The sequence below is a fragment of the Mesorhizobium sp. M6A.T.Cr.TU.017.01.1.1 genome (genome assembly GCF_004023115.1).
Taxonomy (GTDB): domain Bacteria; phylum Pseudomonadota; class Alphaproteobacteria; order Rhizobiales; family Rhizobiaceae; genus Mesorhizobium; species Mesorhizobium mediterraneum.
Map to the genome: position 1 here is coordinate 1 of NZ_RZTA01000132.1, position 15,401 is coordinate 15,401.

Consider the following 15,401-nt stretch of genomic DNA (forward strand, 5'->3'; position numbering starts at 1 on the left):
GAAGAACCGCCACAGCATCCCCGCGAGCAGTTCCGTCCCCAGGAGCCGATCCTCGGGCGTGGTAAACTCCGTCGGGTGGTGGATGACACCGCCGACGCTCGGCACCCCGATAACGATCGCCGGTGTCACCGCCGACATGCTGACGGCGTCGTGCCCACCGATCGTGTCGAGCCGAAGGACCGTCTGCCCGAGCGATTTGGCGGTCTGTTCGGCCAGATCGATCAGCCCGGCGTCGAATTTTCCTGCTCGCCTCCGGTCTATGGATCGGACTTCGAACGACGTGTGGGCGCGCGCGGCGCAGCTCTCGATCTTCTCCTTGAGTTCCGCTTCGGCCGACGCCAGAAGCTCGGCGCTTCCCGACCGCAGTTCGATGAACATCACCGTTTCTCCCGGCACCACATTCGGCGAATTGGGATAGATTTCCAGCCGCGCCGCCGAGGTGTGCAGATCCGGACCGGCCTTGTCGGCCATGTCCCTGAGTTCGGCGATCAGATAGGCGGCAGCAAGCAGCGCATCCTGCCGCTCGGCCATCGGTGTGGGGCCGGTGTGGGCCTGCCGGCCGACATAGGCGAGGCGATATTTGACGGCACCCCAGAAGCGGGTGAATGCCCCGATCCGTAGGCCGGCCTTCTCGAGATGGGCCGAGCCCTCGATGTGGATCTCGATCAGGGCGTCCGGCACCAAGCGAGCGGCCTCGCCCGCATAGCCGATCTCCGACAGCGCCTCGGCCACCGAAACGCCGGAACCGTCCCGGCGCGCCAGCGCGAAATCGAGGTCGATCTCGCCGGAATTGACGCTGCTGCCAAGCAGGCTGGGCTGGAACCGCGCTCCTTCCTCGTTGGTCCAGTTGACGATGACGAAGTTGCATTTCGGTTTGATGCCGGTTTCGGCCACCCGGCGCCTCATCGCCTCTATCGCGCTGCAGGCGGCGATCACTCCATAGGCGCCGTCGAAACGGCCACCATTCGGCTGACTGTCGAGATGCGACCCGCACATGATCCAGGGCGCATCCTTGCCGGCCCAGTCCAGAAATCCGTACATGTTGCCGATCGCGTCGACCTCAAGGCGCAGGCCTTCCTGCGCAAACCATGCAGCCAGCCAGTCGCGTGCCAATCCATCCTCGCGGGACAGGGTCAGTCGCATCATCGAGCCGTCCGGACCACCGCCGAAGGCGGAAACCTCATCCATCATCCGATGGAGGGCTTCGGCGTCGATGCCGGGGAAAGCCGACGGGTCCTTGCGAATTTCAAGCATAGAGCACCTTTACCTGCGTCTGATCCATTTGCGCGGCGAAGTCCGCCTTGAGGGGGGCGTCGGTGATCAGGATGTCGACGTCCCGGAATTCGTATGTGCAGATGGAGCCCTGCCGCCCGAACTTGCTGCTGTCGGCCAGCATGACGCACTGTTTGGAGTGCTTTCGCAGCGCGCGGCGAATGTTCGCCTCGTCCTGTCCGAGGTCCATGAAGCCGAACCTGCTGTCGACGGTTGCAATGCTGACGAAGGCGATGTCGAACAGATGCCGCGTGACGAGATCGACCGGATCCGGCCCCATGAAGGCCCGGTAGCTCGCCCTGACGTCGCCGCCGACCGCCACGAGATTGGGATGTCCGGCATCGGCGAGCAGCGCGATGATGTCGAGCGAGTTGGTATAGACGGTGATATCAGGCCAGTTCCTCAGATGCTTGGCGAAGGCCAGCGTCGTCGTGCCGGCGTCGACGAATATCTTGATGTGGTCTCTGAGCAGGGTCGCCGCACGTTCGGCGATGCGCGCCTTCTCGCGCGCGTTCAGCCGCATCCGGTCGGCGATGGGCTCGTCGGCGTCCGGGCGCGGCTTGACGCCACCACCATAGATGCATCGCAGGTGGCCCTCGAGTTCCAGTTGCTTCAGGTCGCGACGCACCGTTTCCCGGCTGACATGGAAATGCTCGGCGAGTGCCTGCACCGATACGCGCCCGTGCTTCTCGAGTTCGGCAAGTGCGTAGTGCATGCGATCTTCAGGATCGCTCATGCGGATTTCGCTTCCATCGGTATGTTCCTCCCCGTCTTTTCTTGTCGATCATGCGGCGGCGCGGGTCCCCGTTGTTTCAACGAGGAAGCAGGCCGCCAACTCGCCGTGATTTCGCGCCGTCAGCGTCGGGCTCCCGGCACGGCACCGGTCGAAGGCATGCGGACAGCGGCTGGCGAAACTGCAACCCGGCGGCAGGTCGATCGGGCTCGGCGGCTCTCCCTCGAGCAGGCATTCCTCCGGCTTGTAGCGGCGCTCCTCCAGTGTCGGAACCGCGCTCAACAGCGCCTTCGTGTAAGGATGCCCGGGATCGAAGAAAAGACGCTCATTGTGGGCGATCTCCACCACCTCGCCGAGATACATCACAGCGACCCGGTTGCAAACGCGGCGGACCATTGCAAGGTCATGCGAGATGAAGACGTAGGTCAGGCCGTGCTGGGCCTGCAGTTTTTCGAACAGCGCCAGCAGGCGGAACTGCTCGGTCTGGTCAAGCGACGACAGCGTCTCGTCCATGATGAGCACTTTTGGCTCGAGCACCATGGCGCGGGCGACATTGACGCGTTGGCGTTGGCCGGCGCTGAGACCAAGCGGCAATTCATCGTAGAGGTTCGCGGGAAGCTCGACCTCGGCCATGACCGCCAGGACGCGTTCGCGTATCTCCTTCGCATTGCGCATGCCGTGCACCCGCAGCGGATCCTCCAGGATCGCGCCGATGGACGTGCGCGGCGGCAGCGAGTTGAACGGATCCTGCAGCACCAGCTGAAAATCGCGCCGGAACTTCAGCAGCGTCTTTCCCCTCAGTTTCGAAAGATCCTCGCCATCGCAGATGACGCTGCCGCTGTCTGGAAACTCCAGGCGGCTGAGAAGCCGCATCAGGGTGGACTTGCCGCAGCCGGACTCGCCCACCACGCCGAAATTCTCGCCCGGCATGACGTCGAAGGTGACATTGCGCACGGCGCGAACCTCGCTGTGGGCCGCGAACGTTCCCCGTTTGCGAACACGGTAGGTGCGGGTTGCGTCGCGTATGCTGATCGTTGGCATGGCCGCGCTCGTCGTACGCGGAACGGCGACCGCCTCGCTCGTCCAGATTTTCGGAATTTGGCTGATCAACTGCAGCGTATAGGGATGCTGCGGCGCGTCGATGAGCCGCTGCGGGGTGTTGCGCTCGACGATCCTGCCTTCGGACAGCACCAGGACCTGATCGGCCGCCTCCTTGACCGTCGGCAGCGACGACGAAACGAACACCACCGCGGTGTCGAAACGCTCCGTCAACTCGCGCATCAGACGCAGGACCTGCGCCGCGACTGTCACGTCGAGCGGCTGGGTGACGTTGTCGGCGACGAGAAAGGCTGGATTGCTGATCAAAGCGTCGACGATCAGCGCGCGCTGCATCATGCCGCCGCTGAATTGCGAGGGATACTCGTCGAAGCGCAACCGTGGCGAGGGAATGCGGACCGCTCCAAGAAGGTCGATGACCCGCTTGCGGGCCTCCGATGGATCGATGCCGGGTACCACGGCGCTGAGTTTCTCGACGATCTGGCGGCCGACCGGCAAAGTGGGATCTAGCGCTCCCATGGGATTGGCACCGACATAGGCGATCTCTCTGCGCAGCAGTCGCATCCGTCCGCCGGCCAGGTCGAGGATGTTCTGCGACTTGTACTCGACCGAGCCGGACGAGATGCGCAGCGGCGGGTCGATCCAGTTGACCAGGGCTCGCGCCAGAACGGTCTTGCCCGAACCGCTGGCTCCGATGATGCCGACAATTTCGCGCGGGGCGAGATCGAAGCTCACATCGGAGACGACCGGCCGGGCGCCCGCGCCCGTGCCCACTTCCACGCCGAGATTCTTGACCGACAGGACCGGGCTGCTGTTCACGACACGCCTCCGTAGATCCGGTTGCGGGCCCGCTCGAGCGAAGCGCCCATCAGGTTGATGCTGGTCAGGGTAAGGCACAGGAACACCCCCGGCATAGTGGCGATCCACCATGCATTGAGCAGGTATTTCCTGCCGTCGGCGATGATGTTGCCGAAGGTCGGCGTCGGAGGCTGCACGCCGAGGCCGATGAAGCCGAGGATCGACTCGAAGATCATCATGCGCGCCACGTCGAGCACCGACACGAAGATGATCGGCGGCAGCACCAGCGGCGACAGCAGCCAGACCATGATGCGAAAATCCGAAGCCCCGCTGACCTGGGCGGCGCGCACATATTCGCTCTTGCGTTCGGTCATCACGACGCTGCGCGTGACGCGGGCATAGACCGGCCAGCTCGAAAGGCCGAGTACAAGGATGATCGCCGGAATCGTCGGCCGCGATACCCCCAGAACGGTAATCGCGAGGATGATCATCGGGATGGAGAGCTGCGCGTCGGTGATCCGCATGATCACCATGTCGATCCTGCCCCCATAGTAACCGGCGAGCGTGCCGAGCGAGCAGCCGATGATCAGCATCACCACCACGGTGGACAGGCCGATCAGCAGGGAATAGCGCAAGCCCACCAGACTGCGCACGAGCATGTCGCGACCGATCTGATCGGTGCCGAGCGGTGCCGCCCAATTCCATTTGTCGCCGAGGAAGGGTGGCGACTGCAAACGGCCGGCGACGTTCATCTTGGTGGGGTCGATGCCGCTCAAGGCCGGGTAGAGCAGCGCCGCGAGACCCAGTAGGGCGAAAATCACGAGGCCGACCCGGAATTCGTTCGACGCCAGCGCCGCCTTCCATATCCGCCGGGACAGCGAAGCGCCGCGCTGCGCTTCCGGCGCGGTTACCTTCAGGCTCAGCTGGGTTTGCACGACGCTCATCAGTATTCCAGTCTCGGATCGATCAGCGTTGCGACCAGATCGACCGCGATGTTGATCAGGACGAAGATGGCGCTGGTGACGATCGCGATGCCCTGAATCAGGGGAAAGTCGCGCTGCAGCACGGCGTTGATGGTCAGAAGCCCCAATCCGGGATAATCGAAGATGAATTCGATCACGAGCACGCCGCCGAGCAGGCCGCTGATCTGGATGCCGAGAAGGTTGAGCAGCGGAACCGAGGCGTTGCGCAGCGCGTGCGCGAAGATGATCCGACGCTGGCTGAGCCCGCGCACGCGGCCGACTGCAATGAACGGCATCGTCATTGCCGAGGAAATCGAGCCGGTCAGCGTCCGGATCAGAACCGGCGAAAGTTCGACAGCCAGCACGATTGCCGGCAGGATCGTGTAGGCAAAGCCCTTGTAGCCGATCGCCGGCAGCCAGCCGAGCTTCACGGACAGGATCAGCGCAAGCACGATGCCGAGCCAGAAACCCGGCAGGGATATGAAGATCGACGACACGTAAAAAGCGACCCTGTCCGGCCATCGTCCAGGAGACAATCCGGCCGGGATGCCGACCAGGAACGAAAAGAGCATCGCGAACACGATCGCCAGGAAGGCGAGCTGCAGCGTCATCGGCAGGGTCTCGCCGATAAGGGTGAGCACGTCGGCGCGCTCGCCGCGCGTGGCATCCCCGAAACTAGACCCGCCGGTCGAGGCGCCGCTGGCCGGCCGAACGAACGACTGGCCGAGGTCGCCCCTGACGACGCCGCTCATATAGCGCCCGAATTGAACCAGCACCGGGTCGCGAAGCCCCATCTCCTTGGCGATCTGCTCGATCAGCGCCTCGGGCGCCATTCCGCCCGCCATCAACCGGACGGGATCGCCCGGAACGACGCGAAGCAGGGTGAATATCAGCAGCGTTACAAGAAAAATGATCAGCGCACCCTGGGCCAGGCGGCGGACAAGAAAGCTAATGATGAACATTCCATCTCCTGCGGCGGACGAAGCCCGAGGACTGGTTGCCGGCTCTCCTTCTCCCCTTGTGGGAGAAGGCAAGACAGGGCTGCGCTTCGACGGCTGTCACGGCCCGGGTTTGTTTCTCCCGGGCCGCGGCTGACGCCAATCAGGCGAACGCCCCCTTCGACGCATCCATCGAACCGTCCGGATAGATGAAGAGCCCCGTGAGAGACTTGTCCATCGCGTGGATCATGACGGAAGTGAACAGGGAGAACGACGGCACTTTCGCGGCAATCATCGGCATCGTCTCGGTCTGGAGGATCTGTTTGCGCTCCTCGAGCGACGCCGCGCTGCGCTCCTTGTCGAGTGAGGCGTCCAGTTCGGGATCGACGATGCCGGTGATGCGCTTGGACGAGGAATGGAAATGCGTGCGCAGCACGAGGTCCGGCTCTGGCGATCCGGTCGACCAGCCGCAGTCGACCATATGGCCCGGACCGCCGCCGGGACGGTCGTAGAGACGCTCATTCCACGCCGCGATCTCCAGCACCGACAGCGTGACGGGGAACCCCTGCTCCTGCAGCATGGCAGTGATCACCTCGCCATACTCCTTGGTCTTGGGATAGAACCCGACCGAGGTGATGTATTCGAGTTCGGGCAGGCCCTGCCCCTTCGGGAAGCCGGCTTCGGCGAGCAGGGCCTGGCATTTCTCCGGGCTGTATTCGGGATAATTGGGCAGGTCGACATAGCCGAACTTCACCGGTGAGACATAATTCGCCGAGGCATGGCCGGCTTCGCCGAGGATTTCGAGCAGCATGGACCGGTCGATCGCGTGACAGGCCGCCATTCGCACGCGCGGGTCGTCGAAGGGCGGCTTGGAACAGCGGAACCACAGATACTTGTTCTCGACCGAGACCACGCTGCTGATCGCCACATTCTCGTTACCTTTGAGGGTCGCCACCTGCTCCGGTTCGAGCCGCTCCACGATGGACGCCTGGCCGTTCATCAGCGACAGCATGCGGGTGGTCGAATCGCCAACGAAATTGAAGCTGATGCCGGGGATGGTCGGCGCCCCGAGGAAGTAGCCCGGGTAGGCCTCCAACACCGTGTCGTTGCCTCGCTGCTCGACGAACTTGTAAGGCCCGGTGCCGTTAAGGCGCTGCGAAAGCGGCCCGCTCGGCCCAGCGGCGATGTCGGTTGCCGACAGCATCGGCAGGTAGGAGGCGAGGAAGATGAACAGGTGCGCCGGATAGCCGCCCTTCGATGTGTCGACGATCACCGTGTAGTCGTCCGGCGTCGTGATTGTCAGCGTCTCGGTCGGGCCTGGATACCATTGCGCCGGCCGGTCGGGCTGCGAGCCGTATTCGAACGTCGCCTTGACGTCTTCCGCCTTGAACGGCTTTCCGTCGTGGAACTTCACCCCTTCACGCAGCTTGATCTCAAGCTTGGTCGGCTCAAGCAAGGTGATCTTTGTGGCGAGCTCGTAGATGACCTCGTCGGGACTTTCGACGCGCATAGGCGTGCGCGTCAGGAACCCCATGACGAAACCCTCGATGTTCTTCTGCGACAGCGTCGTGTGCGCCGTCGGATCCCAGTTGCCGGTGATGTTCTCGGCCGACAGGAAGACCAGTTGCTTGCCCGCCTGCGCAGCCGCGCCAGAGACCAGGAATTCCGGGTTGATCACCATAAGACCGGCGCCCGCTCCGAACGCCGCCATGCCCTTCATGAAATCACGCCTGCTTGACTCGGTCATATGTCGTTCCCCTTTTTCATTATGTGGTTTTGTGGTTTTTCTTACGTTAGCCAAAACTCTCCACTTGGCAACACGGATTCTGCTGTGCGCTGCTGATACTGCGCCAAAAAAGCGCAATTGCCTTACAATGTTGATATTTTGGGCATATTGACGCGAAAACGTTCTGCTGGAGAAACGCCGAGATAGCCTCATTGCCCAATAAGGCGGCATTGGATTAGGTTGTGGAGTGGTGTGGTTTCTTCCAAAACGTCGCAAAGCCAAACGCTGCGCGAAAATATCTCGCGGGAAGAAAATCAGCTATTCAACCGGAACATGCAGCCGCAATTTGCGGATGTCGGCTGGAGCATGGCGCTGAAGGCATTTGCGTAATCAACACGCCTCAGCGAGGGAAAAGAACCTCACCCATTCCAAGCACCGCGTTGTCGCCGCCATATTTTTGCGGCGCATTGCCCAGAAGCGGCCGTTTCAAAATACCCTCGGCGATCAGATGGCGATCGACGATGGCGGCAAAAACGCTCTCCGGCGCGCCGCATTCGACGAAGCTCGGCGACAGACTTTTCGGCGCGCGATCGAGCAGGATCGAACCGCGGCGCATCAGGTAGCCGGGCATTTCGCCGGTGCCGCCGGCCACCACCAGCGTGCCGGCGATCATGCGGCTGCCGGCATTGTCGCCTGAACCCTTCAGCACCGCGATCAGGCCGCGCCGCATGCGGTCGGCGGCAAAAGCGCCCGCTTTGCCCCTGACGATCAGCACGCCGCCATTCATGCCGGCCAGCTCCCCGGCGAGCGGCGCACCGAGGTGATCGCCGGCGTTGCCTGTTATTTCAAGCCTGCCGCCGCGCATTCCGGAGCCGGCATGCGGACCCGCATTGCCTTCGATCGTCAGCTTGCCGCCGCGCATGGCGCGCCCGGCCTGGGCGCCGGCATTGCCGACGACACGAACCGAACCGCCCCGCATGCCTTCCGCCACGCGATCGAGGCGCGCGCTTCCACCTTCGAACACGATGTCCAGCGGATCGTTGCCGGCGACGCGAAAAATATCGCCGACCTTCGATCCATGCTTCGACATGCCGATCTGGATTCTTTCGATATCGCGCCTTTCGATCCCGGCAAGCCGCTCTGGCGTCAGCGGCGACAGGTCAAGGCGCTCGGGCGGCTCGGCGACAAGGGTGAAGGTCAGCGCCTTCATGGCAGCATATCCTTCAGCGAATAGATGAATTTGCCGAGCTTGCCGCCGTAATTGCCGGCGCTTATGCGAACCGCGCCTCGCTTCGGCCCGAGCTCGATGACGGCGTTGATGCCGGCCTTCATCGCGGCGGCAACGGCATCGTTGGTCTCGCCATCGATGACGATTTCCAGGACGGCGTTGATGTCGGGACCGAGCTCACTCCTGACGACACCGCGCAGTGTCGGCGCGTAGGCTTCGTTGGCCGAGGCGATCATGCCCTTGTATTTACCGCCGATCTTGGAACCAGAACGGGCAATGCCGCCCGGAAACGGCACGATCGCGCCGGGCACCAGGCCTATCGCGGCGACCGCGGCCTCTGCGGCAACCAAGGCCTTGGCGCTGCTTTCAGCCATGACGAAGAAATTGCCGCCGCCGACGGCATCCTTCGTCAGCCCGGTCGTTGCTTCGCACAGGAATTCGCCATCCATGACGGGAACGCGCCAAAAATGCCGGCCGCCGATTTTCTTGGAGATCTGCCAGCCGTCGCCAAAATAACGCAGCGCCGAACCGAGCTTCAACTCGGCGCTGCCCTCCAGTCCGGCGAAGCAGGCCGAACCCGGCGAGGTCAAGACACACTGGCCGACGCGATTGAGCAGTTGTTTCTGCAGTTCGTCTGTTCCCATCGCAAAGATCATCACGCGGCAGCCGGGCCGGCCATCCGGTGTGGCCGATGGCGGCAGTTCGACGTCGATTGCCGCTTCGCAGCCGCAGCCGATCACCGAGGTGGCAAAGCCGGTCATGGTGATCGCCGCCTGGCGAGCCCATTTCCGGTTCGGCGCGGTGATGATGATGGCGGTCGCGCGCATGCCGAAGGCCTCGGCAAAGGTATCGTCGATCACTATGCCATTTACGCTCACGTTCGGCATGCAACCTCGCCGAATGGCTGTTCGCGCGCGATCGCGGAATCTGGGAAATTGAACCAGTCCAGCGACAGGCCGTAGCGCTGCTGGTGATAGTCCTCCAGACGCCGCACCATTGCCTTGTCCGGCGACGGATTGAGCCTGAGCGCCTTGCCCCACCGGTAATGGGTGATCTCTCCATCCTGCACGACGAGATCGCCATCCTTGAAGACATATGCCGCCTGCCCCAGCATTTTCGCGATGTTCCCGTCCCTGCGGTAGACAGCGATATCGGCTATGGCGCCGGCGCCGAGGTGGCCCCGGTCTGTTAGCCCGAGCAGCTTGGCTGGGGCCGCGCGCGTCATGATGGCAATTTCCTCGAACGTGTATTCGCGGTCGATTGCGGCCAGGGTGGAGAGCGCCATGGCGGATTTTGGAAGTCCGGCAATCATTTCGGTGCGCGCTTCCCGGCTCATCAGCAGCTCGAACAGAGCCGGGTAGACGGTAAAGGGCGCGCCATTGGGATGATCGGTGGTGAAGAAGACACGCCAGGGATCGTTGATCAGGAGAAAAAGCTCGAGCCCGATCGCCCACTGCATCGCGCCATAGAAATCCTTGCCATAGCTGTAGGGCACGATGCCGCCGCCATTGCCGTCGCCGTCATGAATGACGGATTTCTTCGGGCTCGCGCTGCCACGCGCCGAAAACTGCCGCATGACGTCGGAGGAGACGGTGACCGTCTGGCCGAACATCACCTGGCCGATATCGATGGTGACTTCCGGCGTCGCGTTGACCAGTTCGGCGAGACGCGCCGCGGCCGAGGAAAACCTGCGCTTGCCTTCCGTGCCGTAGCCATAGAACTGGAGGTGGGCGAGGTGCATCGGCAACCCCTCCGCTGCCGCGATCGTCGCGGCCGCCGTGTCCGCCGATCCGGGACTGCCCAGATTGTTGCAATGGACATGCAGAGGGTGCGGGACGCCAAGGCTGTCGACGGCGGCCTGCAGCGTCTTGACGATCTTGCGCGAGCTGACGCCATAGGAAGGCACCACATCGTCCAGCGAGAAGGTGCGGACGTTTTCCTTGAAGGCGGCCGCCGCGCCGGCGTTGATCACCTTGACCCCAAGCGCCCGTGTCGAGGCGACTGTCCAGGCGACATAGTCCTCGATCATTTGAGACGAAGCGTCGTCGCGGATCATTGACAGCAGGAAATCGTCGTTGCCGAGAATGGCGAGCGTCGCCTTGTCGATGATCGGGATGTCGGCCAATTCGAGATGGGTGTGAAGTGCCGCTCCCGGCGACATAGCCGGCTCGACGACCGTGGTGAAACCCATCTTGGCGTAGAGGCAGCCGGTCTGGAAGGTCGACCAGCCGGCATTGGAGAGCGGCGTCGTCGCCGGCCGCGCCTGATGCGCGGCATGCTGCTCGGGCAGGAGCAGCCGTGCCGTGTTCACATTGCCGCCACCGATGTGGGAATGGATGTCGATGGCGCCCGCCATCACGACGCAGCCGGCAGCGTCGATGGTCCGGTCGGCAGCGCCCCCCGCCGGCGCCGCAACGATCTTATCGTCCCTGATCCAGAGGTCGCCCTTGCCGAGACGACCGTTGACCGGATCGATGATGTCGCCGCCCGCAATTTTCGTCAGCATGGCAACGCGGCCTCGGCGGAGACATGACTGGCGACCAGGCGGATGACAGTCGCAGCGGAGGGCAGTTCGGACGCCGCTCGCGCATCGATCGACCTTAGCGAACCGGTGCGGCTGGAATAGACCACCGCCTCGTGATCGACGCCCGCTTCGCCGATGGCGATGGTGACCGCAGCGCCCGCGACCGGCTTCTGCGTTTTCGCCAACGCGATCAGCGCCATGCGGTTCCTTTTCTTCTGCGGCTGGACAATTGAGGAGGAGATCCGCAGGTGCAGGTCGGCTTCGCCGGCAGCGATCATGCGCGCGACATCGTAACGCCAGGGATCGAATTCCGGGAAGCCGCGCGCAAAGCCCGTGCGCAGCGGAAAACCCGCCATCCAGGTCGAGGCGAGCGCGCTTCCCCATCCGTTTTCGCGCGCCGGCAGATGAAGGCCGGATGCGCGTGATTTGCGGTTGAGATCGGCGATCAGTCCTTGCAGCATCTCCAGCGCCAGCCCTTCGGTTGCGTCGCCTGAAAACAGGAAGACTGGAAAATGCGCAGCCTCCAGGGCTTTGGCGAAATCGTCGAAGTTCGACACCGGCTGCGAAGTCTGACGCCCCCTGCACTGCGTCCTCAGCGCCGCCAGCGTCGCGCCGAGGCTTGCCTCGCCGCAGGAGAGGAGCGTCGCCGTCCGCCCGTTGCTCAACGGCGGCGCAGACGCCCCGTTCGACCCGACCAGAAAGATTTCACGTTGATTCTTGCCTGTGAGATCGGGGGCCGAGAGATCGGGAACCGTGGCCGAGAGTTCGCCGACAAATTCATGATGGATTTGCGGGAGTTCGCCCACGATCACCACGACATCGGCGCGCCGGCGCGTCTCGCCGGGCGCGACGGTCATCGCGCCTTTGTCGGTAAAAAGCGCGGTCTCCCGGGAAACTGCCGCGCCATCGGCATGATCGTATGCCGCGCCAACCCGCTCAGCCAGCGCGATCGCCGCTCTGGTGCCGTGTATATCCGTATCCAAGCTGAAAACCGGGCACCGGCTCGACCCCAACAACGCAGCGGCATGTGCAGCCGCGCGCTCGACCAGCGTTTCCCGGTTGCCGATCCAAGCAACCGCCATTCACTACGCTACTTTCTGGTGCCGGCCCGATCCTAGACGAAACTGGATCGGCCGTGAACCCCGCCTGCCAGCAGATTAGCGAATGTTTTCATACGCCATCAACAAATTCCGACCGCGCTTAATCATATTTGATGTAAGCGAAGCGCTGATCGGTCGGCGGAGTGCCTTCCAGCGCGCCGCCTTCCTTGGCCGGCTGCCACTGGACAACATCCTCGATCTTTTTGGCCAGCTCGAAGTCTTTGTCGGTGATGCCCTTCGCTGCATGGTTCATCAGGCGCACCTCGACCCAGGCATAGGACGCCGTGATGTCGGGATGGTGCCACGCCGCCTCGGCGAGATGGCCGACCGTGTTGATCACCATCAGTGTCGATTTCCAGCTGTGGGTCTTGTATTTGCGCCGGATCCAGCCGTTCTCGTAGCGCCACTTCGGCAGCTCCTTCTCGAGCCGGTCGGCGATCTCGGCTTCCGAATAGACCTTTTCCTTAGCTGTCTCGCTCATCTCGACCTCCGCGAATGGCCCGGTCCGTTTTCGCGCCGGGGCCAAAGAAGATAAAACGAATGCACTCTCTCCGGCTTGCCCCTTCTACGAAAACAGCTATCATGGCGACGGGCACCTAAACTTCCATGATGCGTCTATGATGCACCCATCGGGGGGTAGATGTCGAATTCTGTCACCATACGAGTGCCCTCCCGCCTGCACCTTGGCTTCCTCGATCTCAATGGTGATACCGGACGTCGCTTTGGCAGCGTCGGGCTACCTCTGAGCGAACCCGAAACCGTCGTCACCCTGTCTCGATCCAGCGAGACCATCGTCGAAGGCCCCGAGAGCCGTCGCGCCGGCGAACATTTGTCGACGCTCTGCAGCCATCTCGGCGTTCGCGGTCAGCACCGGCTGGTGGTCGAGCAGTCGATCCCGAGCCATGCCGGCCTCGGCTCCGGCACGCAGATCGCCCTTGCCGTCGCCTCGGCGCTGCGCACGCTCCACCAACTGCCTCTCGATATCGGCGGCGACGCGACCCTGCTCGATCGGGGCGGCCGATCCGGCATCGGCATCGCCAGTTTCGAAAGCGGTGGTGTCATTGTCGACGCCGGCAAGGACGACAGCGGCAGGCCGCCGCCGGTCGTGGCGCGATTGCCGTTTCCGGAAGAGTGGCGCGTCATCCTGATCCTCGACCATGGCGGGCATGGACTGCATGGCGATGCCGAGATCGCGGCGTTTCGCTCGCTGCCACCCTTCCCGGCATCCGGCAGCGGCGAGATCTGCCGGCGGGTGCTGATGGGCATGATGCCGGCTCTGGTCGAGCACGACCTTCCAGCCTTCGGCGCCGCCGTCGCCGCGATCCAGATGCTGATCGGCACCCATTTCGCCCCGGCGCAAGGCGGCGTTTTCACCTCCAAGCGGGTCGAGAGGGTGGCCCATGCTCTCAATGAAGCAGGCGCCGTCGGCATCGGGCAGAGCTCATGGGGGCCAACAGGGTTTGCCTTCGCCCCATCGCAAGACGCCGCAGTCAGGTTCGTCAGCGCGGTTCAGCAGACAGTTGAGCACGGCATCGAGATCAGGATCGTCAAGGGCAGGAATTCCGGCGCGAAGATCAGTTCGACCAAACTTGATCTCGTCGGCAGCTGACGGCTCGGCAACACGATCAGGTTCAAGAAGAAAGGCGAGAAATGGCCCGCAAACATATCCTGCACATGCTGACGCCGTTGAAACACATGAGCCCTTTCGACGTGAACATGGCGCTCGATGCAGGCTTCGACGCCGTCGTCCCCTATGTCGACGTAAGCCTCGGCGAGGTGACAGGCCTCGTGCAGGACGCGATCTTTTCGCGCCCGCCCGATGCAGGGGTCGATACCGGCATCTTCATCGCCGGCAAGGATGCCTCGCTGGCGCTCGACATGTTCGACGCAGCGCGAAAGGCGATGGTGCCGCCTTTCCAGGTTTCGGTATTCGCCGATCCGGCCGGCTCGTTCACCACGGCCGCGGCGATGGTGGCCAAGGTCGAAAAAGCGCTGGAGAAGAAATTCGAGCGTGGGTTGAGAGACACGAGGATCGCTGTTTTCGGCGCCACCGGCGTCGTCGGCTTCTGCACAGCCGTCATCGCGGCCAAGGAAGGCGCCCGGGTCACGCTTGTCGGTCATGACGGCATCGAAAGGGTCGAGCAGATCGCGGCTGAGATCAAAAGCCGATTCAAGATCGACGTCGATGCGGCTGACGGATCGAGCGACGCCCGGAAGACGAAGCTGGTCGAGGCGAGCGAGGTGATCCTGGCTTGCGCCAAGGCCGGCGTTCAGGTGGTCTCGAAAGCCCAGTTGAAAGGCGACGGCCTGCTCATTGCCGCCGACGTCAATGCGGTTCCGCCGGCCGGCATCGAAGGCGTGGCCGTCAACGCCAATAGCGATCCGCTCGAAGCGGCAAAAGCTGTCGGCATTGGTCCGCTTGCCATCGGCAACGTGAAATACAAGGTCGAATTCGGCCTCTTCAAAAGAATGATCGAATCCGAAAAAACCATCACGCTCGATTTCCAGGAAGCATTTTCCCTTGCACGCGAGATTGCCAAGTAACGCCGGATCCCTCCTGATCGCGGCGATTTCAGGCCGGGCGCTGGCTGCCGCTGCGCGCCGCGCCGGCTATCGTCCGCTGGTCGCCGATTTCTTTTGCGACACCGACACGGTCGCGCTCGCCGAACGCGCGACGATGCTGCCGGGCGACCTGCAGGGCAGCATCAACGGGGAGCGCATCGTCGAGACGCTTCGGCAACTGGCTGGAGACGACCGGCCGGTCGCCATCGTCCTGGGCTCGGGCTTCGAGCGGATGACGGAGACAGTAGACGAGGTCGCGCGCCATTTTCCGCTCGCCGGCAATAGTGGCGCCGCGATCCGCAGGATCAAAGACCCGCAACTGCTGGCCGCCGATTGCGCCGAAATCGGCATCCCGCATCCGGAATTCCGATGGAGCCGGCCGCCCGATCCGGAGAACTGGGTGGTCAAGACCGCGGGCGGCGCCGGCGGCGCGCATATCAGACGGGCCGCCGGAGAAACCCCGATATTACAGTGTCAGGTCCCTGGCGGCCCGTCTGATATG

General features: G+C 63.3%; 13 protein-coding genes and 1 pseudogene. 3 read left to right on the plus strand and 11 right to left on the minus strand.

All coding sequences use genetic code 11. The annotated features are described in order from the left end of the window. From EOB36_RS29040 to EOB36_RS29090, 11 genes are all read right to left on the minus strand, one after another. Positions 1–1,254: Zn-dependent hydrolase (locus EOB36_RS29040; protein ID WP_164897642.1), on the minus strand; the 1,254-nt coding region annotated here is incomplete at its 3' end. Beyond that, positions 1,247–2,008: a DeoR/GlpR family DNA-binding transcription regulator gene (locus EOB36_RS29045; protein ID WP_127205263.1), complete on the minus strand. Its 762-nt coding sequence runs from the start codon at positions 2,006–2,008 to the stop codon at positions 1,247–1,249. The genes EOB36_RS29045 and EOB36_RS29040, both read right to left, overlap by 8 nt. A gap of 48 nt (positions 2,009–2,056) precedes the next feature. Then, complete coding sequence (locus tag EOB36_RS29050) at positions 2,057–3,880, minus strand: ABC transporter ATP-binding protein (protein WP_245467929.1); 1,824 nt, start codon at positions 3,878–3,880, stop codon at positions 2,057–2,059. After that, on the minus strand, positions 3,877–4,803 hold the full coding sequence (locus tag EOB36_RS29055) for an ABC transporter permease (RefSeq protein ID WP_095489045.1): 927 nt from the start codon (positions 4,801–4,803) through the stop codon (positions 3,877–3,879). The genes EOB36_RS29050 and EOB36_RS29055 overlap by 4 nt, the downstream gene beginning before the upstream one ends. Beyond that, on the minus strand, positions 4,803–5,783 hold the full coding sequence (locus EOB36_RS29060; RefSeq protein WP_095489044.1) for an ABC transporter permease: 981 nt from the start codon (positions 5,781–5,783) through the stop codon (positions 4,803–4,805). Before EOB36_RS29060 ends, EOB36_RS29055 begins: the two co-directional genes overlap by 1 nt. Positions 5,784–5,922: 139 nt before the next feature. Further along, positions 5,923–7,506, minus strand: coding sequence for an ABC transporter substrate-binding protein (locus tag EOB36_RS29065; RefSeq protein ID WP_128286232.1), 1,584 nt, complete (start codon positions 7,504–7,506; stop codon positions 5,923–5,925). 379 nt (positions 7,507–7,885) lie between these two features. Further along, a complete protein-coding gene (locus tag EOB36_RS29070) occupies positions 7,886–8,695 on the minus strand; it encodes a formylmethanofuran dehydrogenase subunit C (protein WP_095489042.1) in 810 nt (269 codons plus the stop codon). Continuing rightward, positions 8,692–9,600 carry a formylmethanofuran--tetrahydromethanopterin N-formyltransferase gene (gene fhcD, locus EOB36_RS29075; protein ID WP_095489041.1) on the minus strand — a complete coding sequence of 303 codons (909 nt, stop codon included), beginning with the start codon at positions 9,598–9,600 and terminating at the stop codon, positions 8,692–8,694. The genes EOB36_RS29070 and fhcD overlap by 4 nt, the downstream gene beginning before the upstream one ends. Beyond that, positions 9,588–11,219, minus strand: a complete 1,632-nt coding sequence (locus EOB36_RS29080) for a formylmethanofuran dehydrogenase subunit A (protein WP_095489040.1) — start codon at positions 11,217–11,219, stop codon at positions 9,588–9,590. The genes fhcD and EOB36_RS29080 overlap by 13 nt, the downstream gene beginning before the upstream one ends. Beyond that, a complete protein-coding gene (locus EOB36_RS29085; protein WP_126105438.1) occupies positions 11,213–12,319 on the minus strand; it encodes a tungsten formylmethanofuran dehydrogenase in 1,107 nt (368 codons plus the stop codon). The genes EOB36_RS29080 and EOB36_RS29085 overlap by 7 nt, the downstream gene beginning before the upstream one ends. 118 nt (positions 12,320–12,437) lie before the next feature. Continuing rightward, positions 12,438–12,818: a 4a-hydroxytetrahydrobiopterin dehydratase gene (locus tag EOB36_RS29090; protein ID WP_095489038.1), complete on the minus strand. Its 381-nt coding sequence runs from the start codon at positions 12,816–12,818 to the stop codon at positions 12,438–12,440. Between the two features lie 159 nt (positions 12,819–12,977). Here EOB36_RS29090 and EOB36_RS29095 point away from each other — a divergent pair, with 159 nt between their 5' ends. The 3 genes and pseudogenes from EOB36_RS29095 to EOB36_RS29105 form a co-directional block, all read left to right on the plus strand. Beyond that, a complete protein-coding gene (locus tag EOB36_RS29095; RefSeq protein ID WP_095489037.1) occupies positions 12,978–13,946 on the plus strand; it encodes a beta-ribofuranosylaminobenzene 5'-phosphate synthase family protein in 969 nt (322 codons plus the stop codon). 41 nt (positions 13,947–13,987) lie between these two features. After that, positions 13,988–14,881 carry an NAD(P)-dependent methylenetetrahydromethanopterin dehydrogenase gene (locus tag EOB36_RS29100; RefSeq protein ID WP_128286233.1) on the plus strand — a complete coding sequence of 298 codons (894 nt, stop codon included), beginning with the start codon at positions 13,988–13,990 and terminating at the stop codon, positions 14,879–14,881. Then, positions 14,871–15,401: pseudogene (locus EOB36_RS29105) on the plus strand (hypothetical protein); the annotation flags it as partial. The gene EOB36_RS29100 and the pseudogene EOB36_RS29105, both read left to right, overlap by 11 nt.